The sequence below is a fragment of the Corynebacterium kalinowskii genome, from assembly GCF_009734385.1.
Taxonomy (GTDB): domain Bacteria; phylum Actinomycetota; class Actinomycetes; order Mycobacteriales; family Mycobacteriaceae; genus Corynebacterium; species Corynebacterium kalinowskii.
On record NZ_CP046452.1, the window covers coordinates 1,252,542 to 1,278,444 of the forward strand.

26 protein-coding genes are annotated in these 25,903 nt (G+C 58.6%); 12 read left to right on the forward strand and 14 right to left on the reverse strand.

Going from position 1 to position 25,903, the window contains the following annotated elements:
• The first annotated feature begins 8 nt into the window (after window positions 1-8).
• Both CKALI_RS05860 and CKALI_RS05865 read left to right on the forward strand, forming a co-directional pair.
• On the forward strand, window positions 9-1,019 hold the full coding sequence (locus CKALI_RS05860; RefSeq protein ID WP_156192413.1) for a lycopene cyclase family protein: 1,011 nt from the start codon (window positions 9-11) through the stop codon (window positions 1,017-1,019).
• A gap of 9 nt (window positions 1,020-1,028) precedes the next feature.
• A complete protein-coding gene (locus tag CKALI_RS05865; protein WP_156192414.1) occupies window positions 1,029-1,595 on the forward strand; it encodes a hypothetical protein in 567 nt (188 codons plus the stop codon).
• A gap of 5 nt (window positions 1,596-1,600) precedes the next feature.
• On the opposite strand, the gene CKALI_RS05870 is transcribed toward CKALI_RS05865, so the two are convergent.
• Genes CKALI_RS05870 through CKALI_RS05900 form a run of 7 tightly spaced genes read right to left on the reverse strand, consistent with a single transcriptional unit; the run spans window position 1,601 to window position 7,803 of the window.
• Entirely contained in the window at window positions 1,601-1,984 is a 384-nt protein-coding gene (locus CKALI_RS05870) for a metal-sulfur cluster assembly factor (RefSeq protein ID WP_156192415.1), read from the reverse strand.
• A complete protein-coding gene (gene sufU, locus CKALI_RS05875; RefSeq protein WP_156192416.1) occupies window positions 1,985-2,434 on the reverse strand; it encodes a Fe-S cluster assembly sulfur transfer protein SufU in 450 nt (149 codons plus the stop codon). It abuts the gene before it with no gap.
• Window positions 2,431-3,699 carry a cysteine desulfurase gene (locus CKALI_RS05880; protein WP_156192417.1) on the reverse strand — a complete coding sequence of 423 codons (1,269 nt, stop codon included), beginning with the start codon at window positions 3,697-3,699 and terminating at the stop codon, window positions 2,431-2,433. Before CKALI_RS05880 ends, sufU begins: the two co-directional genes overlap by 4 nt.
• Window positions 3,700-4,455: a Fe-S cluster assembly ATPase SufC gene (sufC, locus tag CKALI_RS05885; protein WP_156192418.1), complete on the reverse strand. Its 756-nt coding sequence runs from the start codon at window positions 4,453-4,455 to the stop codon at window positions 3,700-3,702.
• Between the two features lie 21 nt (window positions 4,456-4,476).
• Window positions 4,477-5,649, reverse strand: a complete 1,173-nt coding sequence (gene sufD / locus CKALI_RS05890) for a Fe-S cluster assembly protein SufD (protein ID WP_156192419.1) — start codon at window positions 5,647-5,649, stop codon at window positions 4,477-4,479.
• A complete protein-coding gene (gene sufB / locus CKALI_RS05895) occupies window positions 5,649-7,094 on the reverse strand; it encodes a Fe-S cluster assembly protein SufB (RefSeq protein ID WP_156192420.1) in 1,446 nt (481 codons plus the stop codon). Before sufB ends, sufD begins: the two co-directional genes overlap by 1 nt.
• Complete coding sequence (locus CKALI_RS05900) at window positions 7,078-7,803, reverse strand: helix-turn-helix transcriptional regulator (RefSeq protein ID WP_156192421.1); 726 nt, start codon at window positions 7,801-7,803, stop codon at window positions 7,078-7,080. The genes sufB and CKALI_RS05900 overlap by 17 nt, the downstream gene beginning before the upstream one ends.
• Before the next feature lie 175 nt (window positions 7,804-7,978).
• On the opposite strand from CKALI_RS05900, the gene mptB reads away from it, so the two are divergent.
• Genes mptB through CKALI_RS05920 form a run of 4 tightly spaced genes read left to right on the forward strand, consistent with a single transcriptional unit; the run spans window position 7,979 to window position 12,229 of the window.
• Window positions 7,979-9,610 carry a polyprenol phosphomannose-dependent alpha 1,6 mannosyltransferase MptB gene (gene mptB, locus CKALI_RS05905; RefSeq protein WP_156192422.1) on the forward strand — a complete coding sequence of 544 codons (1,632 nt, stop codon included), beginning with the start codon at window positions 7,979-7,981 and terminating at the stop codon, window positions 9,608-9,610.
• A gap of 6 nt (window positions 9,611-9,616) precedes the next feature.
• Complete coding sequence (locus tag CKALI_RS05910) at window positions 9,617-10,531, forward strand: ABC transporter ATP-binding protein (protein ID WP_197079638.1); 915 nt, start codon at window positions 9,617-9,619, stop codon at window positions 10,529-10,531.
• Window positions 10,532-11,290, forward strand: a complete 759-nt coding sequence (locus tag CKALI_RS05915; RefSeq protein WP_197079639.1) for an ABC transporter permease — start codon at window positions 10,532-10,534, stop codon at window positions 11,288-11,290. It begins immediately after the preceding gene.
• 42 nt (window positions 11,291-11,332) lie between these two features.
• On the forward strand, window positions 11,333-12,229 hold the full coding sequence (locus tag CKALI_RS05920; protein ID WP_231580415.1) for a COX15/CtaA family protein: 897 nt from the start codon (window positions 11,333-11,335) through the stop codon (window positions 12,227-12,229).
• A 65-nt stretch (window positions 12,230-12,294) separates the two neighbouring features.
• Here the strand turns inward: CKALI_RS05920 and CKALI_RS05925 are convergent, their stop codons facing one another.
• Both CKALI_RS05925 and CKALI_RS05930 read right to left on the reverse strand, forming a co-directional pair.
• A complete protein-coding gene (locus CKALI_RS05925; protein WP_156192424.1) occupies window positions 12,295-12,870 on the reverse strand; it encodes a DUF4126 domain-containing protein in 576 nt (191 codons plus the stop codon).
• A gap of 24 nt (window positions 12,871-12,894) precedes the next feature.
• Window positions 12,895-13,806 carry a heme o synthase gene (locus tag CKALI_RS05930; protein ID WP_156192425.1) on the reverse strand — a complete coding sequence of 304 codons (912 nt, stop codon included), beginning with the start codon at window positions 13,804-13,806 and terminating at the stop codon, window positions 12,895-12,897.
• Between the two features lie 296 nt (window positions 13,807-14,102).
• On the opposite strand from CKALI_RS05930, the gene tkt reads away from it, so the two are divergent.
• From tkt to CKALI_RS05960, 6 genes are read left to right on the forward strand one after another with little or no spacing between them, the layout of a single operon-like run.
• The gene (gene tkt / locus CKALI_RS05935) at window positions 14,103-16,193 is read left to right on the forward strand and encodes a transketolase (RefSeq protein WP_156192426.1); all 2,091 of its coding nucleotides are present in this window, start codon (window positions 14,103-14,105) and stop codon (window positions 16,191-16,193) included.
• A 3-nt stretch (window positions 16,194-16,196) separates the two neighbouring features.
• The gene (gene tal, locus CKALI_RS05940; protein WP_156192427.1) at window positions 16,197-17,279 is read left to right on the forward strand and encodes a transaldolase; all 1,083 of its coding nucleotides are present in this window, start codon (window positions 16,197-16,199) and stop codon (window positions 17,277-17,279) included.
• A 42-nt stretch (window positions 17,280-17,321) separates the two neighbouring features.
• Window positions 17,322-18,860, forward strand: coding sequence for a glucose-6-phosphate dehydrogenase (zwf, locus tag CKALI_RS05945; protein WP_156192428.1), 1,539 nt, complete (start codon window positions 17,322-17,324; stop codon window positions 18,858-18,860).
• Between the two features lie 15 nt (window positions 18,861-18,875).
• Window positions 18,876-19,823, forward strand: a complete 948-nt coding sequence (locus tag CKALI_RS05950; RefSeq protein WP_156192429.1) for a glucose-6-phosphate dehydrogenase assembly protein OpcA — start codon at window positions 18,876-18,878, stop codon at window positions 19,821-19,823.
• A complete protein-coding gene (pgl, locus tag CKALI_RS05955; RefSeq protein ID WP_407643764.1) occupies window positions 19,820-20,575 on the forward strand; it encodes a 6-phosphogluconolactonase in 756 nt (251 codons plus the stop codon). Before CKALI_RS05950 ends, pgl begins: the two co-directional genes overlap by 4 nt.
• Window positions 20,562-20,942 (forward strand): hypothetical protein, encoded by a 381-nt coding sequence (locus CKALI_RS05960; RefSeq protein WP_156192431.1) that lies wholly within the window; start codon window positions 20,562-20,564, stop codon window positions 20,940-20,942. The genes pgl and CKALI_RS05960 overlap by 14 nt, the downstream gene beginning before the upstream one ends.
• 50 nt (window positions 20,943-20,992) lie before the next feature.
• Here CKALI_RS05960 and secG read toward each other — a convergent pair whose 3' ends face one another.
• From secG to whiA, 5 genes are all read right to left on the reverse strand, one after another.
• Window positions 20,993-21,226: a preprotein translocase subunit SecG gene (gene secG / locus CKALI_RS05965; protein WP_156192432.1), complete on the reverse strand. Its 234-nt coding sequence runs from the start codon at window positions 21,224-21,226 to the stop codon at window positions 20,993-20,995.
• An 85-nt stretch (window positions 21,227-21,311) separates the two neighbouring features.
• Complete coding sequence (tpiA, locus tag CKALI_RS05970; RefSeq protein WP_156192433.1) at window positions 21,312-22,085, reverse strand: triose-phosphate isomerase; 774 nt, start codon at window positions 22,083-22,085, stop codon at window positions 21,312-21,314.
• A gap of 19 nt (window positions 22,086-22,104) precedes the next feature.
• Window positions 22,105-23,310 carry a phosphoglycerate kinase gene (locus CKALI_RS05975; protein WP_156192434.1) on the reverse strand — a complete coding sequence of 402 codons (1,206 nt, stop codon included), beginning with the start codon at window positions 23,308-23,310 and terminating at the stop codon, window positions 22,105-22,107.
• Window positions 23,311-23,413: 103 nt separating this feature from the next.
• The gene (gene gap / locus CKALI_RS05980; RefSeq protein WP_156192435.1) at window positions 23,414-24,418 is read right to left on the reverse strand and encodes a type I glyceraldehyde-3-phosphate dehydrogenase; all 1,005 of its coding nucleotides are present in this window, start codon (window positions 24,416-24,418) and stop codon (window positions 23,414-23,416) included.
• 488 nt (window positions 24,419-24,906) lie between these two features.
• Entirely contained in the window at window positions 24,907-25,896 is a 990-nt protein-coding gene (gene whiA, locus CKALI_RS05985; protein ID WP_156193677.1) for a DNA-binding protein WhiA, read from the reverse strand.
• Window positions 25,897-25,903 lie beyond the last annotated feature (7 nt).

Here is a 25,903-nt window from a genome sequence, read left to right on the forward strand (position 1 = left end):
TGTGAAGTATGAGCTCCTACGACCTGATCATCGTTGGCCTTGGCCCGGCCGGCGCCTACCTGGGCTACTGCGCGCAAGCGCGTGGCCTCAAGGTCCTCGGAGTTGATCGCAATGAGCAGTGGGAAGCCACGTACGGTGGCTGGGTCGACGAGCTCCCCGATGTGCCCTTGCACTGGCGGGGCAAGCCAACAGTCCGGTTCGGCGGGCTCGGACGAGTCATCGAGCGCGAGTACGCCATTGTCGACTCCGCTACGTGGCGCAAGCAGCTCCTCACCTTCCCCGTCCGCTACGGCACCGCTGAGATACCATCTGCCAACCGCGTGCTTATCGACGGCACTGAAGTCTTTGCAGATGTGGTCGTCGACGCACGGGGCGCAGCTATACAGCCAAACTCCCCTGTCCAGCAGGCGCTCGGCTGGTTCATCGACTCCGCACCAAATGCGTGGATGGATTTCGCCGGTCAGACATTCCTGTACAGCTTCGCCACGCCCCGCGGTCATCTAGTGGAAGAAACCTTTTTGGCGACGAGCAGCGTGCAGGACTGGTCGGTGCTGGAGGAGCAGCTTAAGCGCCGATTCCCTCAAGCCACACCAACAGCAGTCGAGCATGTACTCATTCCCTTGGACAGCCACGAGACTGCTGGACCGGCACTAGCTTTTGGGGCGCGTGCTGGATTCGTCAACCCGATCACCGGCTACAGTCTTGCTACCTCGCTGGCCATGGCAGAATCCACACTGAATGCGCTTTGGGGAGGTGGCGCGTTGCCTTGGCGAAGCCGCGAGTTCCGAGCGGATCGCGCCCTCTTGAGACTATTGTCTAAGACTCTCACCGGGCTACCGCCACAGCAGTTGCACTCATTATTGCGGTCGCTGCTCACGCTGCCTGTCTACATACAGCGTCGGTTCCTCCGCATGGGCGATATCCGAGGCACCCTCATGGGAATGGCATTGGTTTTCGCACGCGTGGATATAGGTACCAAGGCCGGTATCCTGCGAGCATTGTGGCAGCGGACGGGATAGGTTCAAGGTATGGGCAACGAGCAAGGTCAAGACTATAACGTCACGTACACACTCAAGTCGGGTCAGCAGGGCCACATCATCCTGCGATTTGCTGCAGTGCCGTCGAAACGCGCTATCGCGGCAGAACTGGAACGCTACGGTATCGAACCGACCGAACTGCTCGATAGCGTATTCACCCCGGTCGGATTGCCCACTTATCGCTCGCAGGTAGCACCTGCACAAACTGGCGGAACACCGATGGTTCCTCCAGGACCTTTGGCGATACCTTCACCTCACCAGACACAGCAACGCCCAATGGTGCCGGTGAAACCGAAGAGTGGCTGCATGCTTAGTTCTCTCCTGAAGGGAGCAGTGGCGCTCTACCTGTTCGTAGCCATGGTCAATATGACGGCAGCCTCAGATGCCGTCGAGGAGGGGCGAGGTCTTTCTGACCATCCCGACCGACCTGGTGCCTGCGTCGCCCTGGTGCAGGATGCAAAAGAGACCGGGCGCATCGAGGACTTCCCCGGGCACCCGGCCCAACTGCTCATGTTCGGTGGCTGCCTATTAGGAGCCTACGAAACCGAGTCGTCTTAGCTCACTTAGACGGAGAAGCCTAACGCGCGGAGCTGATCTCGGCCGTCCTCGGTGATCATGTGTGGACCCCATGCTGGAATCCACACCCAGTTCAGCGTCATCTTCTCGGCGACACCATTACCGACCACTGCTTGTTCTGCCTGCTCTTCAATGACATCAGTCAGTGGGCAGGCGGGCGAGGTCAACGTCATGTTGATGACCGCGTGCGTGCCCTCGACCATGTAGATGTCGTACACCAAGCCGAGATCAACGACGTTGATGCCAAGCTCCGGGTCGATGACATCGCGCATGTATTCCTCGACATCAGAGGCCTTGGCAAGATCTGCCTCAGATTGCTCTGGCTTCGGTGGAACGACCTTCTCTTCTTCGCTCAAGTTCTCTTCGCTCATCTATTTCTTTCCTTCCAGAGCTTCCGCCGTGGCGGCTTGGAATGCTTTCCAGCCCAGCAGCGCGCATTTGACGCGTGCGGGATACTTCGACACACCAGCGAAGGCAACGCCGTCGCCGATAACCTCTGGATCACCTTCGACTTCGCCACGTGAGGTAACCATTGTTTCAAAGGCTGCCAAAGTGTCCATAGCCTCGGACACTGGGCGACCAACAATCTCCTCCGCCATCACAGAGGTCGACGCCTGGCTAATCGAACAGCCCTCAGCCTCGTAGGAGATATCCTCAACAGTTTTCTGATCCTCCGACAGGTGGACGCGCAGCGTTAGCTCGTCGCCACACGACGTGTTCACGTGGTGTACCTCAGCGCAGTAGGGCTCGCGTAGACCTGCGTGCTGTGGGTGCTTGTAGTGGTCCAGGATGACTTCCTGGTACATCTGCTCTAGCTTCATTTTGCCACTCCAAAAAACTCTTGAGCATGTTTGATTGCCGCTACCAAGCGATCGACTTCTGCGCGGGTGTTGTACAGGTAAAAGGACGCTCTTGCCGACGCCTGTACCCCCTTCGCACGGTGAATCGGCCAGGCGCAATGGTGCCCAACACGGATGGATACGCCCTGATCATCCAACACCTGACCTAAATCATGCGGGTGGATGCCTTCGACAGCAAAAGAAATTGCGCTGCCCCGCTGCTCTGCGGTGGTCGGACCGAAAATGGTCAATCCCTCGATGCTTTGCAGCTGTTCCAAGGCATAAGACACCAGCTCGTGTTCGTGAGCTGAGATGCGATCCATTCCGATTTCGTTAAGGAACTGCACTGCCGCGCCGAGACCAACAACCTGGGAGTTCATCTGCGTACCGGCCTCGAAGCGCTGTGGTGGTGGCGCGTAGGTGGATCCCTCCATCCGCACTAGCTCAATCATCGATCCGCCGGTGAGGAATGGTGGCAGTTTGCGTAGGAGCTCGCTTCGGCCATAAAGCGCGCCGACACCGGTAGGGCCGCACATCTTATGCCCAGAGAACGCAGCAAAGTCTACTCCGAGTTCGTGGAAGTTCACCGGCATGTGGGGCACGGATTGGCAAGCGTCCAGCACGGTGAGCGCTCCGACTGCCTGGGCACGACGTACCAGCTCCGGAACGTCAGCGATAGCTCCGGTGACGTTGGATTGATGGGTGAATGCGACCACCTTGACGGTCTCGTCCAGTTCCAAAGATGACAGGTCAATTCGCCCGTCATCGGTGGCGGAGTACCACTTGAGGGTGGCACCCGTGCGACGACACAGTTCCTGCCAAGGCACGAGGTTCGCGTGATGCTCGAGCTCCGTGACAACCACGGTATCGCCCGCGCCCACTGCGAGGTCGCCGCTGCGCTCGTCGCCAAGCACGTAGGCGACCAGGTTAAGCGCCTCGGTAGCGTTCTTGGTGAACGCAAGCTCGTCAGTGTCCGCACCCACGAAAGCCGCAATGGCAGCGCGCGCGGACTCGTAAGCGTCGGTGGCTTCCTCAGCCAGGGAGTACGCACCGCGATGCACAGGCGCATTGGTGTGGAGCACGAACTGCTCCTCTACCCGCCACACGCGCTCTGGGCGCTGCGAAGTAGCTCCCGAATCAAGGTACGTCAGTGGCTGATCACCGCGGACCTTGCGCTGGAGGATGGGAAATTCCGAGCGGATCGCATCAAGGTTGAGCGATCCGTCGGAATGAGTGAGAGAGACCATTTACAGGTACTGGTCGTAGCCGTTAGCCTCGAGCTCATCAGCAAGCTCAGGGCCACCAGTGGTGATGATCTTGCCGTTAGCAAACACGTGAACGAAATCAGGCTTGACGTAGTTCAGGATGCGCTTGTAGTGCGTGATCATCAGGACACCGCCGTTTTCGCGTTCCTGGAACTTGTTGATGCCCTCGGAGACAACTCGGAGCGCGTCAACGTCGAGGCCGGAGTCGGTCTCATCCAGAACAGCAAACTTTGGCTTCAGCAGGCCCAGCTGCAGGACCTCGTGGCGCTTCTTCTCGCCACCAGAAAAGCCCTCGTTCACGGATCGCTCGGCGAACTCCTTGGAGATCGCTAGCTCTTCCTGCGCGACCTTAACTTCCTTTACCCAGTCGCGCAGCTTAGGTGCCTCGCCGCGGACAGCGGTGGCTGCAGTGCGCAGGAAGTTGGCCATGGAGACACCAGGAACCTCCACTGGGTACTGCATTGCCAGGAACAGGCCAGCGCGGGCGCGCTCGTCTACCTCAAGGTCCAGGATGTTCTCGCCGTCGAGCAGTACTTCGCCGCCGGTAACTTCGTAACGTGGGTGGCCAGCAAGGGTGTAGGCCAGGGTGGACTTACCGGAGCCATTTGGTCCCATGATGGCGTGGGTTTCGCCGGACTTGATGGTCAGGTTCACGCCGTTGAGGATCTGCTTTGGTTCGCCGGACTCGTCGTTGGGCAGAACCTGTGCGGTCAGGTTACGGATTTCAAGGGTGCTCATGTGTGTTCCTTTTTAAGTTAATTAAAGTTCGGTGCCGTCGAGTTCTTCGGTGATCTTTGCTTCCAGTAGCTCGCGGGTAGCTTCGCCTGGAATGCGATTTATCACTTCAGAGAAGAAGCCGCGGACGATCAGACGTCGTGCATCTTCTGCGTTGATACCGCGGGAAAGCAGGTAGAACAGCTGCTCGTCGTCGAAACGGCCGACAGTTGCGGCGTGACCTGCGCCGGCGATCTCGCCGGTTTCGATTTCCAGGTTAGGAACCGCATCTGCCCGAGCGCCCTCGGTGAGAACCAGGTTGCGGTTGGCCTCGTAGGTGTCGGTGCCCTGTGCGTTGGCGCGAATCAGGACGTCGCCAACCCAGGCGGTACGTGCTTCGGAGCGCTCGGTACTTGGGTCGCCTTGCAGTGCGCCCTTGTACAGAACATTGGACTTGCAGTTCGGTTGTGCGTGGTCAACCAGCAGACGCTGTTCAAAGAACTGTCCGTCGTCGGCGAAGTAGACACCGAGCATTTCGGCGTCGCCGCCTGGGGCCGCGAACTTCACCTGTGGCACCAGGCGAACCAGGGAGCCACCAAACACGGCAACCGCGTGGCGGAAGGTGGCGTCGCGGCCAAGCAAGGCGCGCTCGGCGCCCAGGTGTACCGCGTCGTCGTTCCAATCCTCGTGAACAACGACAGACAAGCGAGCGTTATCGCCCACGATGAACTCATGATTGTCAGAGTGAGTTCCTGAGCCAACAAAGTGGAGGTTCACCAGAGCTTCCGCGCCCTCTTCAACGATGACGGTGATTGCGCCGAAAGAAGTGACATCGTCGCCCTTGCCGGTCACCGTGATGTTCACGGCATCGGCGACAACGGAGTTCTTGGCAAAAGTAACTACGGTCGCTTCGCTCATGGAGGTCCATGCCTGGGCAGAAGTGCGGTCCACTGGAGCGCCCGCCTGGCCGAGGCGAGGATCGTTCTTAGCAACCGTTTCCACGGTCACACCAGTGGCTGAGTCAGGAACAGACACTGCGATATCGGCAGTCACTGCCGTCGCAAAGCTGCCGTCGTGCAGGCCACGAAGGCGACGCATTGGTACGAAGCGCCAGACTTCGTCGCGGCCGTGTGGGACGTCGAAGTCTTCGACGTTAAAAGACGTAAACAGATCGCCCTTGGTGTTGTGGTAGGTGGCGTTCTTCACAGGGGCGGTCATTAACCCACAGATCCTTCCATTTGCAGTTCGATGAGGCGGTTGAGCTCAAGCGCGTACTCCATTGGGAGCTCCTTGGCGATCGGCTCAACAAAGCCACGGACGATCATGGCCATGGCCTCGTCCTCGGCAACGCCGCGGGACATCAGGTAGAACAGCTGATCCTCGGAGACCTGAGACACCTTCGCCTCGTGACCGAGGGAGACGTGGTCGTTACGGATGTCGTTGTACGGGTACGTGTCCGAGCGGGAGATGTTATCAACCAGCAGCGCGTCGCACTCGACGTTGGAGGTGGAGTGGTGCGCGTCCTTGTTGATCTGCACGAGGCCACGGTACGCAGCGCGGCCGCCACCGCGGGCAACGGACTTAGAGACAATGTTGGAGGACGTGTATGGCGCCATGTGCACCATCTTCGCGCCGGTGTCCTGGAACTGACCCTCGCCTGCGAACGCGACGGAGAGCACCTCACCCTTGGCATGTGGACCAGTCATCCACACAGCTGGGTACTTCATGGTCACCTTGGAGCCGATGTTGCCGTCGACCCACTCCATGGTGGCGCCTTCTTCACACTTGGTGCGCTTGGTCACCAGGTTGTAGACGTTGTTAGACCAGTTCTGGATCGTGGTGTAGCGGCAGCGGCCGCCCTTCTTCACGATGATTTCCACGACTGCAGAGTGCAGCGAGTCGGACTTGTAGATCGGAGCGGTACAACCCTCCACGTAGTGGACGTAGGCATCTTCGTCAACGACGATCAGCGTGCGCTCAAACTGGCCCATGTTCTCGGTGTTAATGCGGAAGTAAGCCTGCAGCGGGATGTCCACGTGGACGCCCTTTGGCACGTAGATGAAGGAACCGCCGGACCAAACAGCGGTGTTCAGTGCGGAGAACTTGTTATCGCCGGAAGGGATGACGGTGCCGAAGTACTCGCGGAAGATATCCTCGTGCTCGCGCAGCGCGGTGTCGGTATCGACGAAGATGACGCCCTTTTCCTCCAGGTCCTCACGGATCTGGTGGTAGACGACCTCAGACTCGTACTGAGCGGCCACGCCAGCGACGAGGCGCTGCTTCTCGGCCTCTGGGATACCCAGCTTGTCGTAGGTGTTCTTAATGTCCTCAGGAAGTTCTTCCCAGGAGGTCGCCTGCTTCTCAGTAGAGCGGACGAAGTACTTAATGTTGTCGAAGTCGATGCCAGAGAGATCGGCGCCCCACTTCGGCATTGGCTTCTTGTCAAAGATCTCGAGTGCCTTGAGTCGACGCTCCAGCATCCACTCCGGCTCGTTCTTGAGACCAGAAATATCGCGGACGACAGCCTCGCTCAGTCCGCGCTTAGCGGCGGCACCTGCGACATCTGGGTCGTGCCAACCGAATTGGTACGCACCAATGGAGTCAATAATTTCATCGTCAGTGAGCTGCGGTTTGACGTCGCGCTCGTTAGTTGCCTGAGTCATCAGTAGCTCCTTCCCTTAAAGTTTCGCGTTGTGCCTTGGATGAGTTGTTAATAGGGATTAGTGGAATGTTAGTTGTGCAGATCCCGTGGCCATCCACAATGGTGGCCAAAGGTTGAACGTGCTGGCCGAGGAGTTCGGCAATCACCCGGTGTTCTGCCTCGCATAGCTCCGGAAACTCCGAGGCCACGTGTGAGATTGGGCAATGGTGCTGGCAAAGCTGCATGCCACCGCCCGCAGAGCTTGTCGACGCCGCGTAGCCGCTTTTAGCAAAGGCTGCCACGATTTGCTCGGTGGTGTCCTTCACGGATTCTTCCGATGCGTCCGCCGGCGTGATGCCCGCGACTATCTTCTCGATCCGTTTCCGGGCAAAGACGCGCACTGCGTCTTCCCCACCGGCTTCACGTAGTGCTTCCAAAGCGGAGGCTGCTAGGCCGTCGTAGTCGTGTCCGAATTGGCTGCGCCCTTTGTCGGTGAGGACGAAGGACTTGGCTGGGCGTCCTCGACCTCGTTGGGCAAGCCCGCGGGCTGGCGCGACTTCCGCCAGACCTTCGGCTTCCAAAATGTCCAAGTGACGTCGTACTCCCGCTGCTGAAAGGCCGAGTCGTTCTCCGAGATCGGATGCGCTACACGGCCCATTCTTCAGGAGCATGTCCATGATGTCGCTGCGCGTGCGTCCGTCAGCGTGCTCCGGATGGATGTGGGCTGTCATGCGACGATCACCTCCTGAATTCTCAACTAACTGTCCAACGTAGCTATTAGACAACACAAGTGTTCCGTAATTCACGAGGTTTGTCCAGCCCCACGGCCACGACACGCCGAACATGGGCGATTCGTTGACTCTTGTAGGATTAAGCACCGTGATTACTTCCAGCAGTATCCATGGCATGACCTGGCTAAAAGACGCCCTGCCGCGCCTGGGTACCCCTGGCTCCCGCTCTGCTGAGCTTCACGACGACCGTTCCCTTGATGCCCTCCCACTTTCGCCGTCCGAACTGCAGAGATTCATCATTCTGCGTTGGATCGGAACCGTAGGGTCCTTGCTCATGGGTTTTGGCGCCCTCGGTGCTGGCGCTTTCCCGGTCGTCAACAACCCTTACCCCGGTTACCCCGGCGGCGGGTTCATGGCTCGCATGCTCACCACGTCGTCGATCATCACGCTGATTGGAGTCGGCTTCCTCGTTCTCGCTTGGGTCCTCATGGCACCGTTCGTGAGTACCACCCTTGCCGTGCCGATTGCCGGGACAGCAAGCAACGCCCACCGGGTGAGCATGAACATGCTGCGTCGTACCTTCGTCGCCTGGGTGCTACCGATTGCTCTCACTGCCCCGCTCTTTACCCAGGACATCTATTCCTATCTGGCCCAAGGCGCCATCGTTGCAAATGGGTTAGACCCGTATTCTGCGGGGCCGATCGACCTACTCGGACCAGACAACACCTTGGCTCGCAGTGTTCCCTTCATCTGGGCGCACTCGCCATCACCCTATGGGCCGGTGGCTCTCATGTTCGCTGCTGTTATCAGCCACCTCACTGATAACAGCATTGTGCTGGGAGTGCTGGCACACCGACTGCTCTCTGTGGTGGCACTAGTGTGCGCAGCCTGGGGCGTCGTGAAGCTTGCCGGCCGCTGCAACGTGTCAAAGCAGGCGGCGATGTGGCTGGGCATCCTGAATCCGCTGTGCATGCTCCATCTCATCGGTGGCATTCACAATGAGTCCGTGATGCTCGGTTTCATGATCGCTGGCATCGAGATCGCCTTGCGGGGCATTGAATCCAAGGGTGCGCCTGCCTGGCTCCTGTTCGCGCTCGGGGGCGCGCTAATTACCTGCGGCGGGCTGGTCAAAGTAACCGGCTTTATCGCGCTGGGTTTCGTGGGTATGGCCTTGGCGCGGAAGCTGCACCTCGGTGGCAAGGGACCGCTGACCGCCGTTGCGTTGGCGGTGGCTGCCCAATGCACGATTCTCATAGTGACGACGGCGATAGTTACCGCCGCGTCCGGGATCGGTTTGGGGTGGATCACCGGCCAGGGCGGTGCCGCGACCATTCGGAGCTGGATGTCTATCACCACTGACGTGGGCGTGATATCCGGGTTGATCGGTGGTTGGCTGGGGCTCGGCGACCATACCGAGCAAATGCTCGCGGTCTCTCGCCTAGTGGGCCTGGTCATTGCCGGAGGTTTTATGCTCCGCATGCTCTTGGCTACGTTCCGTGGTCGCATCCATACCATCGGTGGGCTCGGCGCAGCCATGTTTGTCCTGGTCGTGCTCTTCCCAGTTGTACACCCGTGGTATCTGTTGTGGGCGATTGTTCCGCTTGCCGCCTGGGCAAACCGCCCGCTCTTTCGCGTGCTCACTGTGCTTTACTCCGCGATCATGAGCTTCTTCGTTCTCCCACGTGGCCTCCGGCTGCCTCCTGAGACGGTGGTTAGCATTTATGTAGGGGCCGCCATCATCTTCGCTTTGTTGCTGGCTGCATTGTGGTGGTTGTTGAAGCGTCGGGGCATCGTTGGCCTACACTGATTCCTTGTGAACGCTCTCGATTCTGCGTTGTCAGTGCGCAACGTATCTAAGTCTTTCGGTGACAAGGTCGCCGTCACCGGGCTTTCCTTTGATGTTCCGGCAGCATCTGTTCTCGCGCTGCTGGGCCCGAACGGCGCCGGCAAGACAACGACGATCGAGATGTGCGAGGGCTTCCAGAAGCCTGACTCGGGGGAGATCCGTGTGCTCGGGCTCGACCCCACCCGTGCACCTGGCCAGGTGCGAGAGCGCATCGGCATTATGCTACAGGGAGGCGGCGCCTACCCAGGGGTGCGGGTAGAAGAAATGCTGCGTCTTACCGCCTCGTACAGCGCTGATCCTCACGACGTAGATTGGCTCCTCGAGCTCGTGGGTCTCGAGGCGCAGCGTCGCACGCCTTATCGACGCCTCTCCGGCGGGCAGCAACAACGCCTGTCTCTGGCACAGGCATTGGTAGGCAAACCCGAACTGATGTTCCTAGACGAACCGACCGCTGGCATGGACGCACAATCTCGCCTCTTGGTGTGGGACCTCATTGATCGCCTTCGAGCGGACGGTGTCACTGTCATCCTTACCACTCACCTGATGGATGAAGCCGAGGCGCTGGCAGATCAAGTGGTGATCGTTGATCATGGTGCCCTGGTGGCTGCAGGTACACCAGCAGAGCTCATGAAGCGTGGGTCTGAAGTTTCCCACATCCATGTCTCCACGTCTTCCGCCCTGGATCTATCGGCGGTGGAGCTTCCCGGCGAAGCGATTCGCCCACTGACCTATCGTTTCCAGGCTCCGGCCACTCCGGAATCCATTTCTCAGATTGTGTCGGCCGCTGCAGCACAAAACGTCTTAATTAGGAGCCTTGAGGTGGATAAGGCATCGCTGGAGGAAGTGTTCCTTGATATCACCGGCCGAAAGATGAGGACTTAAATGTTTCAGCCCGGTACCTTTAGCCCTGCCCCGCAACGTGCTTCTATCGGCGCGATGGTGCGGGCGCAAGCCTTGATCGAAGCCAAGCTCTTTCTGCGCCACGGCGAGCAGCAGCTGTTGTCCATGATCATTCCGCTCGCGTTGTTGGTCGGTCTCACACTGGTGCCCGTGCTTGACGACGCCGATCCAGTGCAGCGCGTGTTCCCCTTCACCCTGGCGATAGCCGGAATGAGCGCCGGATTCACTGGACAAGCCATCGCGGTCGCGTTCGACCGTCGATACGGCGCTCTCAAACGGATCGGTGCCTCTGGCGTGCCCGCGTGGACGATCATCGTTGGCAAGGTCGTTGCGGTGCTCGCAGTGGCGCTGCTTCAGGCCATTGTGTTGGGTGCCGTTGCCACAGTCCTCGGCTTTCACACGAGCATGCTCGGCGTTCTGTTGTCCTTCTGTGCAGTTGTTATGGGTGTTGCCACGTTCACAGCTCTAGGTTTGCTACTCGGTGGCACTCTGGGCTCCGAAGCCGTGCTGGCCAGCGCTAACCTCATTTGGTTCGTTCTCATCGGCGCGGCAGCCTATGCCACTTTCCGCGCTGGTGCTGATGCTTCTCCATGGCTACAGTGGCTGCCTTCTGTGGCTGTCGTGGAGTCCCTGACCTCCGCGTTCCAAGGAAGTGTCGCCTGGCTGTCCTTCCTCGTCCTCGGATGTTGGTTTGCGGCGGCATCGATAGCAGCTGTTCGGCTGTTTAAGTTCACCGGCTAGCCGTTTACCTTTATCGGCCCGGCAGGGATAAGATTCGAAGATGTGAATACCGCAGCTAATACGTGGGTGAAGCGTCTCGCGCTCACCGTTCTCATCAGTCAGATCGCCATTACAGTAACCGGATCGCTGGTGCGCGTGACCGGCTCCGGGCTGGGCTGCAACACCTGGCCTAATTGCCATGAAGGCTCCCTGGTCCCTGTCGAAGGTGCTGCCCCTTGGATTAACCAAATCATCGAATTCGGTAACCGTGGCCTTGCCATCATTCTCGGATTCCTGGTGCTTGCCCTGCTGGTGGCAGTGTACAAGGCCAATCGCAGTAAATTGATTAAGCTCCACGCCTGGTACCAGTTCGCTGGTGTGATCTTCCAGGGCATCCTCGGAGGCATCTCTGTCCGTCTCGACCTCCAGTGGTGGTCTGTAGCGTTGCACTTCCTGCCGTCTATGCTGCTCATTTGGCTCGCGGTGTTGCTCTACGAGCACGTGAAGGAAAGCGACGAAGGCGTCGACCAATGGATGTACCCTCGGCCGCTTCGTCTCCTCACAGTTGGCTCTGCAGTCTCCCTGGTAGCAGTGCTGGTGACCGGAACAATGGTCACTGGTGCTGGCGTGCACTCGGGAGATAAGGGCATCGGCATGGAGGGTCGTCTGAACGTTCCGATCATCGAGATCGCCCATATCCACGCCCACTTCATGTACCTGTATCTCGGCCTGACAATTGGTCTCGTCGTGGCACTGTTTACGGTTAAGGCCTCGGAGAAGGCCCGCAAGCTCGGTGTTATGTTGATCGTCTTGATCCTCGTACAGGCAGCCGTCGGCCTGATTCAGTACTGGTTCGGTATCCCAAGCTGGACTATCCCAGTTCACGTCGCACTGTCTGGCATCGTGACCGCATACACCGCTTGGCTCTACGCAGCCGGACGTGAGCGCGTAGCTGCATAGTTCTTGAAACTGTTAAAGCCCGTCATTTTTGACGGGCTTTTTTGATTCGTGGAGCTACTTCTTAGCTAAGCAGCCTTCGGGCGACGGAACTTGGACAGGAACCAGAAGAAGCCCAGCACTACTGGAATAAGCAGGATAAACACGAGCAGTGGCGCGAGCAGCGCGGCTCCGGTCAGCGATGCTGCGGCCACGTTCTCAGCAGTGGAAACCACCGGGGCACCGATGCCCACAGTTCCCGCATTAATTACTGGCCGAGTCGTGGACTTCATCAAGTGCATAACCAAGGCGACTACGAAACCAACGACAAGAAGAATCCACGTCTGTGGATCAGAAAGCATCTCGGTGGAAGACACTGTTTGATCGCCAAACACTGAGGCGAACATGATGCCACCGGAGGTTGGTCGAATCAGGGTTTGAATGATGTCGTTGACCGAATCGACCGCGGGAATCTTGTCCGCAACGAGCTCAATGGCGAGCAGCAGGCCGACGACAACCAGCAGAATAGGGTTGGTGAGCCACATCCAGCCCTCAGGCAGCGACACGATGTCCGTGTAGCGTGCAAGCAGTCCGTAGGCTAGCAGAGGTATATAAGCGTTGAGCCCCGCCGAGGTGGCGAGGCCAATGGCAGTAGAAAGTCCCATGCCACTAAGTAAAACACAAGAGGGCTAAATGAGACTGCCCAAGGTGTTAAGGTTCAAGATCGCATCAATCGACAGCGCGACAAACACGGCCGCCAAGTAGTTGTTGGAAAGGATGAACAACGCGAGCGGCTTAGTTTCCTCACCACGTGAGACCTTGCCGTGAAGTCGCGTTGCCGTCCAGATGAACCAGATGCCCGCTAGCACCGCTACCACGGCGTAGAGCCATCCGGTCGCAGGAACCAAAAGGAGCGTGGTCAATACGGTTGCCCAGGTGTACCAAACGATCTGGCGGGTTACCTCGTGTGGGGGCTTAACGACGGGCAGCATAGGCACGCCAGCAGCCTTGTAGTCTTCCCGGTACTTCATCGCCAGAGCCCACGTATGGGGTGGCGTCCAGAAGAAGATGACCATGAACATGACAATTGCCTGCCACCAGTTGGCAGGAGTTCCGGCGGGCAGATTGTCAGTAATGACAGCCCAGCCCACCACCACGGGCATACATCCGGCAGCGCCACCCCACACGATGTTCATGGGGGTAGAACGCTTCAGCCACTTGGTGTAGACGAAAATATAAAAGGCGATGGTGAGCATGACGAACACCGCTGCCAGCAGCGAATTGCACAACAGCCATAGCCAGAAGAAGCTGACGACAGTCAGCGTCCAGGCAAATATCGTTGCTGCCCGATTTGAGACGGTGTCTTTAGCCAACGGACGCTTCTGCGTTCGACCCATCACCTTGTCGATGTCTGAATCGGCCACCATATTGAAGGTGTTCGCCGCAGCTGCGCCCATCCAGCCACCGATCACGGTGAGCAGAATCAGCGCCGCATTGTGTTCGCCACGTTCTGCCTGGAGCATGGCGGGGATGGTAGCCACTAAGAGGAGCTCAATCACCCGAGGCTTCGTCAGCGCGATATAAGCCTTGATTGTCTCCAAAGGAAATCCTCCAGCACAGATCCGTTAATGGGTGAATTGCATTCTTGCGCCCTGCCACCTCTGAAAGAGTTGTGGACATAGACGCTACCGAGAGTGGTCGTGTCTCGAGGTGACATAGTTCCCGGGGGTAGAAATGCTAACTGAGTCATGGTAGCCCTTAGCCACCAGTATTGACGAATCGGATACCCACCCGGGGAAATTCACTAAACTGGTCATCGTGAGCTTCGGCGGCTCCTGACAGTTGCTGCCTTGAAGCGCTTTTCATTTACTGCCTATCCGAATAGAAGGACTACCCCGTGGCACTTTCTCCAGAGCTGCAGGCTCTTACCGAGCGCTCCTACCCTGCCGATTGGTCCGAATTGGACACCAAGGCAATCGACACCTCCCGCGTGTTGGCTGCCGATGCAGTTCAAAAGGTGGGTTCGGGCCACCCGGGTACCGCGATGAGTTTGGCACCGCTGGCGTACACCCTGTACCAGCGTGTGCTGAACCATAATCCGAACGACCCTGACTGGGCTGGTCGCGATCGTTTCGTCCTCTCTTGTGGCCACACCTCACTGACTCAATACATTCAGCTCTACCTCGCAGGCTTCGGGTTGGAAATGGACGACCTAAAGGCGCTGCGCACGTGGGACGCTTTGACCCCAGGTCACCCTGAGTACGGCCACACCAAGGGCGTCGAGATCACGACCGGCCCGCTGGGCCAGGGCCTGGCCTCTGCAGTCGGTATGGCCATGGCTGCCCGTCGCGAGCGCGGTTTGCTCGATCCAGAGTCCGCACCTGGTGAATCCATTTGGGACCACTTCGTCTACGTCATCGCTTCTGATGGCGACGTCCAGGAAGGCGTCACCGCCGAGGCGTGTTCCCTGGCGGGTACTCAGCAGCTGGGCAACCTCATCGTGTTCTGGGATGACAACCGCATCTCCATCGAGGACAACACCCAGATCGCCTTCACTGAAGATGTCTGTGCTCGCTACCGTGCTTACGGCTGGCAGGTGATTGAGATCGACGGTGGCGAAAACGTGGCTGCCATCCTTGACGCCGTCGAGAAGGCAAAGGCCGAAACCAACCGACCTACCTTCATCCGTCTGCGCACCATCATCGCCTACCCTGCTCCAACCATGATGAACACCGGTGCCTCCCACGGTTCCGCATTGGGCGCAGAGGAGGTCGCCGCCACGAAGCGCGAACTCGGCTTCGATCCAGAGCAGCACTTCTTCATTGACGACGCCGTTCTGGCTCACACCCGCAAGGCCGGCGATCGTGGCAATGAGATGCAAGCCAAGTGGCAGGAGCTTTTCGACGCCTGGGCCGCCGCTCACCCAGAACGCAAGGCATTCTTCGACCGCGCCAACTCTCGCGAGCTGCCAGAGGCCTGGGCAGCGGAGCTGCCGACGTGGGATGCAGATCCAAAGGGCGTCGCGACGCGTAAGGCATCAGAGGCAACCCTCCAGGTGCTCGGAAAGACCATCCCTGAGCTATGGGGCGGTTCCGCCGACCTCGCAGGTTCCAACAACACGGTGATCAAGGGCGAAAAGTCCTTCGGCCCTGAGTCCATCACCACTGAGACCTGGTCCACGTCCCCGTACGGCCGCAACCTGCACTTCGGTATTCGCGAGCACGCGATGGGCGCGATCCTCAACGGCATGGCGCTGCATGGCCGCAACTACCCTTACGGTGGCACGTTCCTCATCTTCTCTGAGTACATGCGTCCGGCGGTACGTCAGGCTGCCCTGATGGGGATCGACACCTACTACGTGTGGACGCACGACTCCATCGGCCTCGGTGAGGACGGTCCTACCCACCAGCCAATCGAGCAGCTCGCTGCGCTGCGCGCGATTCCGAACTTGACGATCTTGCGACCAGCAGATGCCAACGAAACGGCAGCTGCTTGGAAGTGCGCGATCGAAGCTCCTGCAGGCCCGAAGGGCCTTGCCCTGACTCGTCAGAACGTCCCTGTGCTTGAGGGCACCAAGGAAAAGGCGATGGCGGGAGTCGCAAAGGGCGCTTATGTGCTCGTAGACACTGAGGGCACCCCAGACATTCTCCTCATGGGCTCCGGCTCCGAGGTCCAGATCGCTGTTGAGGCCGCTGAGGTACTTGCTAAGGACGGAATCAAGGCCCGCGTCGTCTCTATGCCTTCGATGGATCTATTCCTGCAGCAGGATGCTACTTACCAGGAAGAAGTCCTCCCTGCTGCTGTCACTGCTCGTGTATCGGTCGAGGCCGGTATCGCGATGCCGTGGTTCCGTTTCCTCGGCACCCATGGCAAGGCCGTCTCCCTAGAGCACTTCGGCGCATCCGCTGACTACCAAACCCTGTACCGCGAGTTTGGCCTGACCACAGAAGCTGTGGTCGCTGCCGCTCGGGAATCCCTAGGAGCGTAATTGATGACTCAAGTAGCAAAACTCGCCGAAATCGGCACGTCGGTCTGGCTCGATGATCTTTCCCGTGACCGCCTGAAGACAGGCAACCTGCGCGAGATGATTGAAACCACCGGAATTGTGGGCGTGACCACCAACCCAGCCATCTTCGCTGGTGCCATGACCTCCGGCACTGCCTACGACGAGCAGATCGCGACCCTGAAGGAACGCGGCGCTGCAGTGGACGAAGCTGTTTACGAGATGGCCATCGATGATGTCCGTGCTGCGTGCGACGAATTCGCCGAGATCTACCGGGCAACTGATGGCAAGGACGGTCGCGTCTCCATTGAAGTGGATCCGCGTCTGTTTGCTGACCGTGACGCAACGCTGGCCCAGGCCCGCCAACTCTTTGAGCGCGTCGGTCGTGACAACGTCATGATCAAGATCCCGGCTACTCCTGAATCTTTGCCTGCCGTAGCTGACGCTCTCGCCGAAGGCATCAGCGTCAACGTCACCTTGATCTTCTCAGTCGCCAGGTACCAAGAAGTGATGGCTGCCTTCATTGACGGCATCACCCGCGCGCATGAGGCAGGACTTGACGTCAGCAAGATTCATTCCGTCGCGAGCTTCTTTGTCTCCCGCGTGGATTCCGAAATTGACAAGCGCCTGGACGCCATCGGTACCGATGAAGCGCTAGCTCTGAAGGGCAAGGCAGGCGTAGCCAACGCACACCTGGCCTACGCTGCCTATGAAAAGACATTCGCAGCAGCTGAACTTCCCGCTGGGGCGAATGTGCAGCGGCCGCTCTGGGCGTCGACAAGCGTGAAGAGCCCCGAATACCCGGCAACCATGTATGTCGCCGAGCTTGCGGGACCAAACACCGTCAACACCATGCCGGAGCCAACCTTGCGTGCAGTGCTCGATTCTGAGGACATCACCGCGGACACTCTCTCCGGTAAGGAAGCGGCCGCAGTCGAACTTTTTGCGCAGCTCATGGCCGTTGGAATCGACGCCGAAGATGTCTTCGCGGTGCTGGAGCGCGAAGGCGTGGAGAAATTTATTAGCAGTTGGAATGACCTGCTAACTTCGATGGAAGGTCAGCTGGCTTAGAATACGGCCAGCAAACATCATCAGTACCGGAAAGGTTTAGGCGTGCCTGCACAAAGCGAACAATGGGTGAATCCGCTCAAGGATCCACAAGACAAACGCTTACCACGCATCGCCGGCCCTTCCGGCATGGTGATCTTCGGAGTCACGGGCGACCTTGCCCGCAAGAAGCTCCTGCCTGCTATCTATGACCTTGCTAATCGCGGTTTACTTCCCGCAGGATTCGCGCTCGTTGGCTTCGGCCGACGCCCCTGGTCGAAGCAGGAATTTGAGGACTACGTCTACGAAGCCGTTATTTCCGGCGCTCGCACGGAGATTCGTCAGAATGTTTGGGAGCGCCTAGCGGAAGGCATGCACTTCGTTTCCGGTGCATTCGACGACGAGGCAGCTTTCGACACCTTGGCCGAAACGCTGTCGTCGCTAGACACTTCCCGTGGTACCGCTGGTAACTGGGCGTTCTATCTCTCCGTGCCCCCTGACTATTTCGATGACGTCGTGCACCAGTTGGATCGCTCCAACATGGCCCGCGGCAACAACGGCTCGTGGCGCCGAGTGATCATCGAGAAGCCATTTGGCCACGATCAAGACACCGCCCGGGAACTCAACCAAGTGGTCAACTCCGTGTTCCCCGAAGATTCGGTGTTCCGCATCGACCACTACCTGGGCAAAGAGACCGTGCAGAACATCATGGCGCTGCGCTTTGCCAATCAGCTTTTTGATCCGCTGTGGAACTCGAACTTCGTTGACCACGTGCAGATCACCATGGCCGAAGACATCGGCTTGGGCGGTCGCGCAGGCTACTACGACGGCATCGGTGCCGCTCGTGACGTGATCCAGAACCACCTACTGCAGCTGCTGGCCCTGATGGCAATGGAGGAGCCAATCACGTACAACCCGCGCGAGCTGCGCACCGAAAAGATCAAGGTGTTGCGCGCGACCGCTCCGGTATACCCGCTTGCCAAGACCACCGCGCGCGGCCAGTACACCGCCGGGTGGCAGGGTTCCACGCGAGTGGTAGGCCTGCGCGAAGAGGAGGGCTTTGACCCTGACTCCAACACCGAAACCTTCGCGGCTTGCACGTTGCAAATCAATTCCCGCCGCTGGGCAGGCGTTCCCTTCTACCTGCGCACTGGCAAGCGCCTTGGCCGGCGCGTGACTGAGATCGCCGTAGTGTTCAAACAGGCACCTCCGCTCACTTTTGATGAATCGATGACCTCGGCTCAGGGACCGAACGCTCTCGTGATTCGTGTGCAGCCCGATGAGGGTGTTCTCATGCGTTTCGGCTCTAAGGTTCCGGGTTCCACCATGGAAGTACGCGATGTGAACATGGACTTCGCTTACTCTGAGGCGTTTACTGAGGAATCCCCCGAAGCCTACGAGCGCCTCATCCTTGACGCTCTCTTAGATGAAAACAGCCTCTTCCCTACCAATGAGGAAGTCGAGCTGAGCTGGGCAATCCTGGATCCAATCCTCGAGTACTGGGAAAACCGCGGCAAGCCTGACGATTATCCTGCGGGCACGTGGGGACCGGAAAGTGCCGACCGCATGATGGCCCGCGAGGGCCGCGCTTGGCGACGACCATAGGAGCACTGACCAAAGATGATTTTCGATCTCGAAGACACGACCACTCGTGATATCGCTAAGCAGCTCAGCGCTATTCGTGAAATGGGTAACCAAGTAACTACAGGTCGCGTGTTGACGCTCATTGTGGTGACTTCCGCGGACTCTCCGCTCGATGAAATCCTGCATTCGATCAATGATTCCTCTGGAGAGCACCCATCGCGTGTGCTGCTGTTGGTCACCGGAGATGTGACTGCCCCAACGCAATTGGATGCTTCGATTCGCATCGGTGGCGACGCCGGTGCCTCCGAAATCATCATCATGCGGGTCACTGGTGAAATCATCGAGCATCTCGCGTCTCTAGTGACCCCGCTGTTGTTGCCCGACACCCCGATTGTTGCTTGGTGGCCTGGCGCCGCGCCAAAGCAGTTGGCACAAGATTCCATCGGCCTTATTGCTCAGCGACGCATCACCGACGTAGCTAATGATCCCAGCCCAACTGCTCCGCTGTCTCGTCGCAATCACTACGCTCCGGGCGATTCTGACTTGTCCTGGTCGCGACTTACCCAATGGCGTGGCGTGCTCGCATCTGCGTTGGATCAGCCACCACACGAACCAGTCGAGTCCGTCGACATCTACGGTCCCAAAGATCCTTCGGTGAGGATCGCCGCTGGCTGGCTTGCCGATCGTCTCGCCGTACCGATTCGTCTCCATCACACTTCCGACGAGTGCAATGAGATTGACTGTCACGGAGAGCTCTGTCATCCAGTGACAAAGATCGAACTGCACCGGCCGACGGGCCCTGTGGTAGTCGAAGTCGTCGATGCCCACACGATGTCCGTACAGCTCCCCGGCTGTCCGCCATCCCTCGTCGCAGTGGGCCGCCGCGGGCTGTCTGACTGTCTTGCCGAGGAGCTACGCCACTTGGATCCAGACAACGCCTACGCCAAGGCTCTGCGCGGTCTCTACCGAGTCCAGGAGGTATAAAAGTGCAGGTCGTCAACGTCTCTGACAAGACTCACCTCGTTGCCCGAGCAGCCTACGATTTCGTGCAACTGATTGCGCAGGCGCAAGCCGGGCACGGGCTTTACGACGACGGCGTCGCTCGAGTCGTGCTGACCGGCGGTGGTGCCGGGATCGGTCTGCTCGAAGAGCTCCGCTCACTTGACTGGGCTGCCACCAACCAGCAGGAGGACTTCCCTGCCGTCCGTGTCGATTGGTCGCGCGTACACATCTTCTTCGGGGATGAGCGCGTTGTCCCTGTCGATCACCCCGATTCCAATGAGGGGCAAGCCCGCGCTGCACTCCTCGATCACGTAGCGGTCAACCCGGATTGGATTCACTCCTATCGGCTCGGGTCGCTCACACCGGAAGACTCGGCGGCTTGGTACAACTCCGAGTTGGAAAAATGGGCACCAAAGGGTTTTGACCTGCACTTGCTCGGCATGGGTGGTGAAGGGCACGTCAACTCCCTCTTCCCTCACACCGACGCGGTTCAAGAATCATCGAAACTGGTTCTGCCAGTTTTTGATTCCCCGAAGCCACCAGCAGAACGAGTCACTTTGACTATGCCAGCCATCCACGTAGCCCAGCACGTCTGGCTCCTAGTTTCCGGGGCCGAAAAGGCGGAGGCTGCTGGACACGTGATCGCCGGATCTGATTACCTTGATTGGCCTGCTGCAGGGGCGCGTGGCCGGGTGAGCACTCGCCTGTATTTGGCGGAAGATGCCACGCCCTGACGCAGCTACAACCCTCTACGTCGTCTACTCGGATACGAGTGGATTCGGCGGGCACGTCATTGCTGTGACCCGGGAGCTCTCTCCGGAGCTTTCGCAATTCATGCGCCAGGAAATGACGAGCTATTCTGACCGGGTGTGGCTAGTTTTTCAGGGTGGCTACCTGCAAGATGGTTGGCTGTCATATGAACCGACCTGTGTGGGTGTCTGTCGGGATCGCGCCAGTGCTGAAGCGTGCGCCATGAGTGAAAACGGGGACACCATCGCAGAATTTGCGTTGGATTGGTACTACGGTATCCATCCGCTGCCGAAAGTTTGGGATGTCGACGCGCCCTCGCCACGGGCAGCACGCTATTCCCGCTGGGAATAACAAAGGCCCCTCGCCCGTCGATGCGGTGAGGAGCCTGTAGAGATGAGGGCTTAGCTGTAGGTTTGCAGCAGGTTCAGCCCGATAATGCAGGCGATCCAAATCACGGCGGTGATGATGGTGAACCGGTCGAGGTTCTTCTCCACCACGGTGGAACCAGCAAGGTTAGACTGCATTCCGCCACCGAAGAGGCTAGACAAGCCGCCGCCCTTGCCCTTGTGCAGCAAGACCAGAACGGTCATCAAAACGCTGGCCAACACCAGGACAATTTGGAGTGCGAGAGCCATGAAAAGACGTCCTTAAAGGTAAAAAGCGGTTAACTTCAGCCATTGTACACGAGTGCCAATGGCCAAAGTTAACCAACGCGCGGGTTTAAACTGCAGCAGCTGCTGCAGCGCAGAGCTCGCCGAACTGCTCGCCATCGAGGGAAGCGCCACCGACAAGGCCGCCATCCACGTCCGGCTGGGATACCAGTTCGCCAACGGAGTCAGTCTTCACAGATCCGCCGTAAAGGATGCGCATGCCTGCTGCAACTTCTTCACCAGCAAGCTCGGCGATGGCGCCGCGGATAGCTGCGCACACTTCCTGAGCGTCAGCGGCGGAAGCTACCTTGCCAGTACCAATAGCCCAGACCGGCTCGTAGGCGATGACTACCTTGGACAGGTCCTCGATGCCAGCCAGGGACGCCTTGGTCTGGTTGACAACGAACTCGACGTGAGTGCCGGCCTCGCGGATGTCGAGCTTTTCACCGACACAAACGATAGGAGTCATGTCGTGCTTGATAGTGACAGCTGCCTTGGCGGCAACGACATCGTCAGATTCTGCGTGGTACTCGCGTCGCTCAGAGTGACCGACAACGACCCAGGTGCATCCGAGAGCCTTCAGCATCTCAGCGGAAACTTCACCGGTGTAGGCGCCGGATTCGTGGACGGAAACGTCCTGAGCACCATAGGTGAATTCGAGCTTGTCGCCATCGACCAAGGTCTGGATGCTGCGAATGTCGGTGAACGGCACCATGAGTGCGACGTCGACCTTTTCGTAGCGGTCCTTTGGCAGTTTGAAGGCGAGCTTTTGCGCGGAGCCAACAGCCTGGAGGTGAGTCAGATTCATCTTCCAGTTGCCAGCGATAAGTGGCTTACGTGCCATGAGGTTTCAGTGTCCTTTCTTATGCCAGCGCTGCGACGCCAGGCAGATCCTTGCCCTCGAGGTATTCGAGGGATGCGCCACCGCCGGTGGAGATGTGGGAGAAGCCCTCTTCGTTCAAGCCGAGGACGCGGACGGAAGCTGCGGAGTCGCCGCCGCCGACTACAGAGAATGCACCGTTGGCGGTGGCGTCGATGATGGCCTGAGCTACACCGCGGGTGCCGTCGGAGAAGGCCTCGAACTCGAAGACGCCCATTGGGCCATTCCAGAAGATGGTCTTTGCGGAACCAAGAACCTCAGCGAACTTCTTGATAGATTCTGGTCCGATATCCAGGGAGAGCTGATCTTCTGGGGTGTCTTCCAGACCAGTGATGGACTTCTCGGCATCTGCGGAGAACTCAGGGGCCCATGCGAGATCTACTGGCAAGTTGATCTTGTCGCCGAAGCGCTCGAGCAGGTCCTTGCAGGTATCGATCATTTCTTCCTGCAGCATGGACTTCTGCACGTTGTAGCCCTGAGCTGCGAGGAAGGTGTAGCACATGCCGCCACCGATGATGAGGGCGTCAGTCTTTGGAGCCAATGCCTCAATTACGCCGAGCTTGTCAGAAACCTTAGAACCGCCGAGGACAACTACGTACGGTGCCACTGGCTCGTCGGCAATGCGCTTGAGTACGTCAATTTCCTTCTCAACGAGGCCGCCAGCGTAATGAGGCAGGCGCTTTGCGACGTCGTAAACCGACGCCTGCGCGCGGTGGACTACGCCGAAGCCGTCAGAAACGAACGCGCCATTGTCGCCGGTCAGGGCAACGAGCTGGTCTGCGAATTCGCCACGCTCCGCTTCATCCTTCGAGGTCTCACGGGCATCGAAACGGACGTTCTCGAGGAGGAGGACGTCGCCGTCGTTGAGTCCATTGGCACGCTCGTGTGCATCTTCACCGACGACATCGCCGGCCAGAGCCACGTACTGCCCGAGGGCTTCAGACAATGCCTCTGCACATGGTGCGAGGGAGAACTTAGGGTTAACTTCACCCTTTGGGCGACCAAGGTGTGCCATGACGATGACGCGGGCACCGGCCTCGGACAGCGCCTTGATGGTTGGGAGGGAGGCGTTGATGCGACCTGGGTCGGTAATGTCACCGGCGTCGTTCAGTGGGACGTTGAGGTCGGAGCGAACGAGGACGTTGCGGCCTTCGACACCTTCAGTAAGGAGGTCTTTGAGGTTCTTCATATTGGGTCTTTTCTCCTGAAATTGCTGCAAAAACTAGGGCTAAATAGGCAGCTGACCCGCAACCCATTAGGGTGCGGGCCACTACTTAAAGTCTAGCGAAAACTTAGAGGCGCTCGCCGACGTATTCGGTCATGGAAACGAGCTGGTTGGTGTAGCCCCACTCGTTGTCGTACCAAGAGACAACCTTGACCTGGTTGCCCATGACCTTGGTCAGGCCGGAGTCAAAGATGGATGCGTGAGGGTCGGTGACGATGTCAGAGGAAACCAGTGGATCCTCGGAGTACATGAGCACACCCTTGAGGTCGCCCTCTGCAGCTTCCTTCATAGCAGCGTTGATTTCTTCAACGGTGACGTCGCGGGAAGCCTCGAAGGTGAGGTCGGTTGCGGAACCGGTGATAACTGGAACGCGCATTGCGAAGCCATCGAGCTTGCCTTCGAGCTCAGGGAGTACCAGGGCAACAGCCTTAGCTGCACCGGTGGAGGTAGGAACGATGTTGACTGCAGCTGCACGGGCGCGACGCAGGTCCTTGTGAGGAGCGTCGTGCAGGCGCTGGTCACCGGTGTAAGCGTGGATGGTGGTCATGAGGCCCTTGACGATGCCGAACTTGTCGTTGAGCACCTTAGCCATTGGAGCCAGGCAGTTGGTGGTGCAGGATGCGTTGGAGACGATGGTCATGGTCTCTGGGTCGTAGTCGGTGTGGTTAACACCAACAACGAAGGTGCCGTCGACACCCTTACCTGGAGCGGAAATGATGACCTTCTTGGCGCCAGCGTCGATGTGAGCCTGTGCGTCTTCCTTCTTGGTGAAGAAGCCGGTGGACTCGACGACTACGTCTACGCCCCACTCGCCCCACTTGAGGTTCTTTGGATCGCGCTCTGCGGTAACGATGATCTTCTTGCCGTCAACGGTGATGGACTCATCGTCGAACTCAACGGTCTTGCCCAGGCGACCCAGGATGGAGTCGTACTTCAGCAGCTGTGCCAGGGTTGCGTTGTCGGTCAGGTCGTTAACTGCGATGATTTCGATCTCAGATCCACGCTCGAGAACGGCGCGGAAGAAGTTACGGCCGATGCGGCCAAAGCCATTAATTCCCACACGAATGGTCACGAGTTTTCTCCTCAAAGTAGGCGTTATGTGCACCGAGAATGCTTCGTTGCCTTTTGTCACAGCCTAGAGTCCAACTGTTCGGCGTTGATGCATCCGCGTATGACTTCAGCGTACCTACGGTTTGACAACCCTGCAGCGGTGAATTTCTTTGCTTCCGGTTCCCTCCCCCGATAAACCCACACAAACAGACATAAAACAATGACCGTTTAGTGAGTTTCCTGCAGGAACCGTGACTGATCTCAGGGATCGAAATGTTGCTTTCCGTACCTTCCAAACGCCCTGGATTTGCGACGTCATACTGAGCCAAATGGCACTGGAGGCTGAAATGGCGTGCTCAGGCCAATTAATTTCAGGCAGTGACTCAGGCCCACAGCAGGCGGAAACTGTGCCATTTCCTCAAGACTGGGCGGGAAGATGATCCGGGTTACCCCCGAATTGAAAATGCGCTCCGCACAATACGGAGCGCTCGATGTGAGGAAAGCCACACACTACAGTTCGTCGAGAAGCTCTTCCGTCACTGCCGCATTGGTGTCCGGAATGCCGAGTTCGGCAGCTCGCCCATCCGCCATCGACAACAGTCTCCGGATACGACCTGCAACAGCGTCCTTGGTCATCTGTGGGTCTGCCAATCGGCCCAGCTCCTCGAGCGATGCCTGCCGGTGCAGGATACGGAGTCGTCCAGCTTCAGCGAGATGAGGTGGGATGTCATCTCCTAGAATCTCCAAGGCTCGTTCTACGCGGGCTGCTGCGGCAATGGCTGCTCGCGCAGAGCGTCGTAGATTCGCATCATCAAAGTTTGCTAGGCGCTGCCCGCCATGTTGCTGAGCCTTGCGTTCCCGATGCTTCTCCCACTCAATGCGGGTACTCATGGCACCCATGCGCGTCAGTAGTGCGCCGATTGCTTCGCCATCGCGAACGTACACCCGTTCACTGCCCCGGGTTTCCTTAGTTTTGGTGGCGATGCCCATCCGACGTGCACATCCCACCAGTGCCAACGCGGCTTCCTGGCAAGGGCATTCGATTTCTAACGTGCAGGTGCGACCGGGTTCGGTGAGCGTTCCGGTTGCGAGGAAAGCTCCGCGCCAGGCAGCTTCCGCGTCAGTTACTGTTCCAGCGACAACCTGTGGTGGAAGACCCCTAACCGCATGCCCAGACCGAGTGACTAGGCCGAGCCGGCGGATGACATCATCCACCCCTTCGGTAAGACGAAGGACATAACGGGTGTTCTTACTCATGCCACCAGGGCCGATGGTGTTCAGTTGGACATTCTTGAAGAACAGCTCGCTAATGGCATCACGCACCCGGTGGGCCACGGCCTGTGAGTCAAGTTCGATCTCCAAGACCGGGTGTCCAGCGAGCATTTCGAGGTGCCCGGCGAAGCGCACGATGGCGGCCACCTCGGCCGAACGAGCGCTTGATCGAGTGAGGGCGGTCTCAGCCAACTCAGTTTTTGCCTGGGCAGTCAGTGACACGCCAATTCCTCTT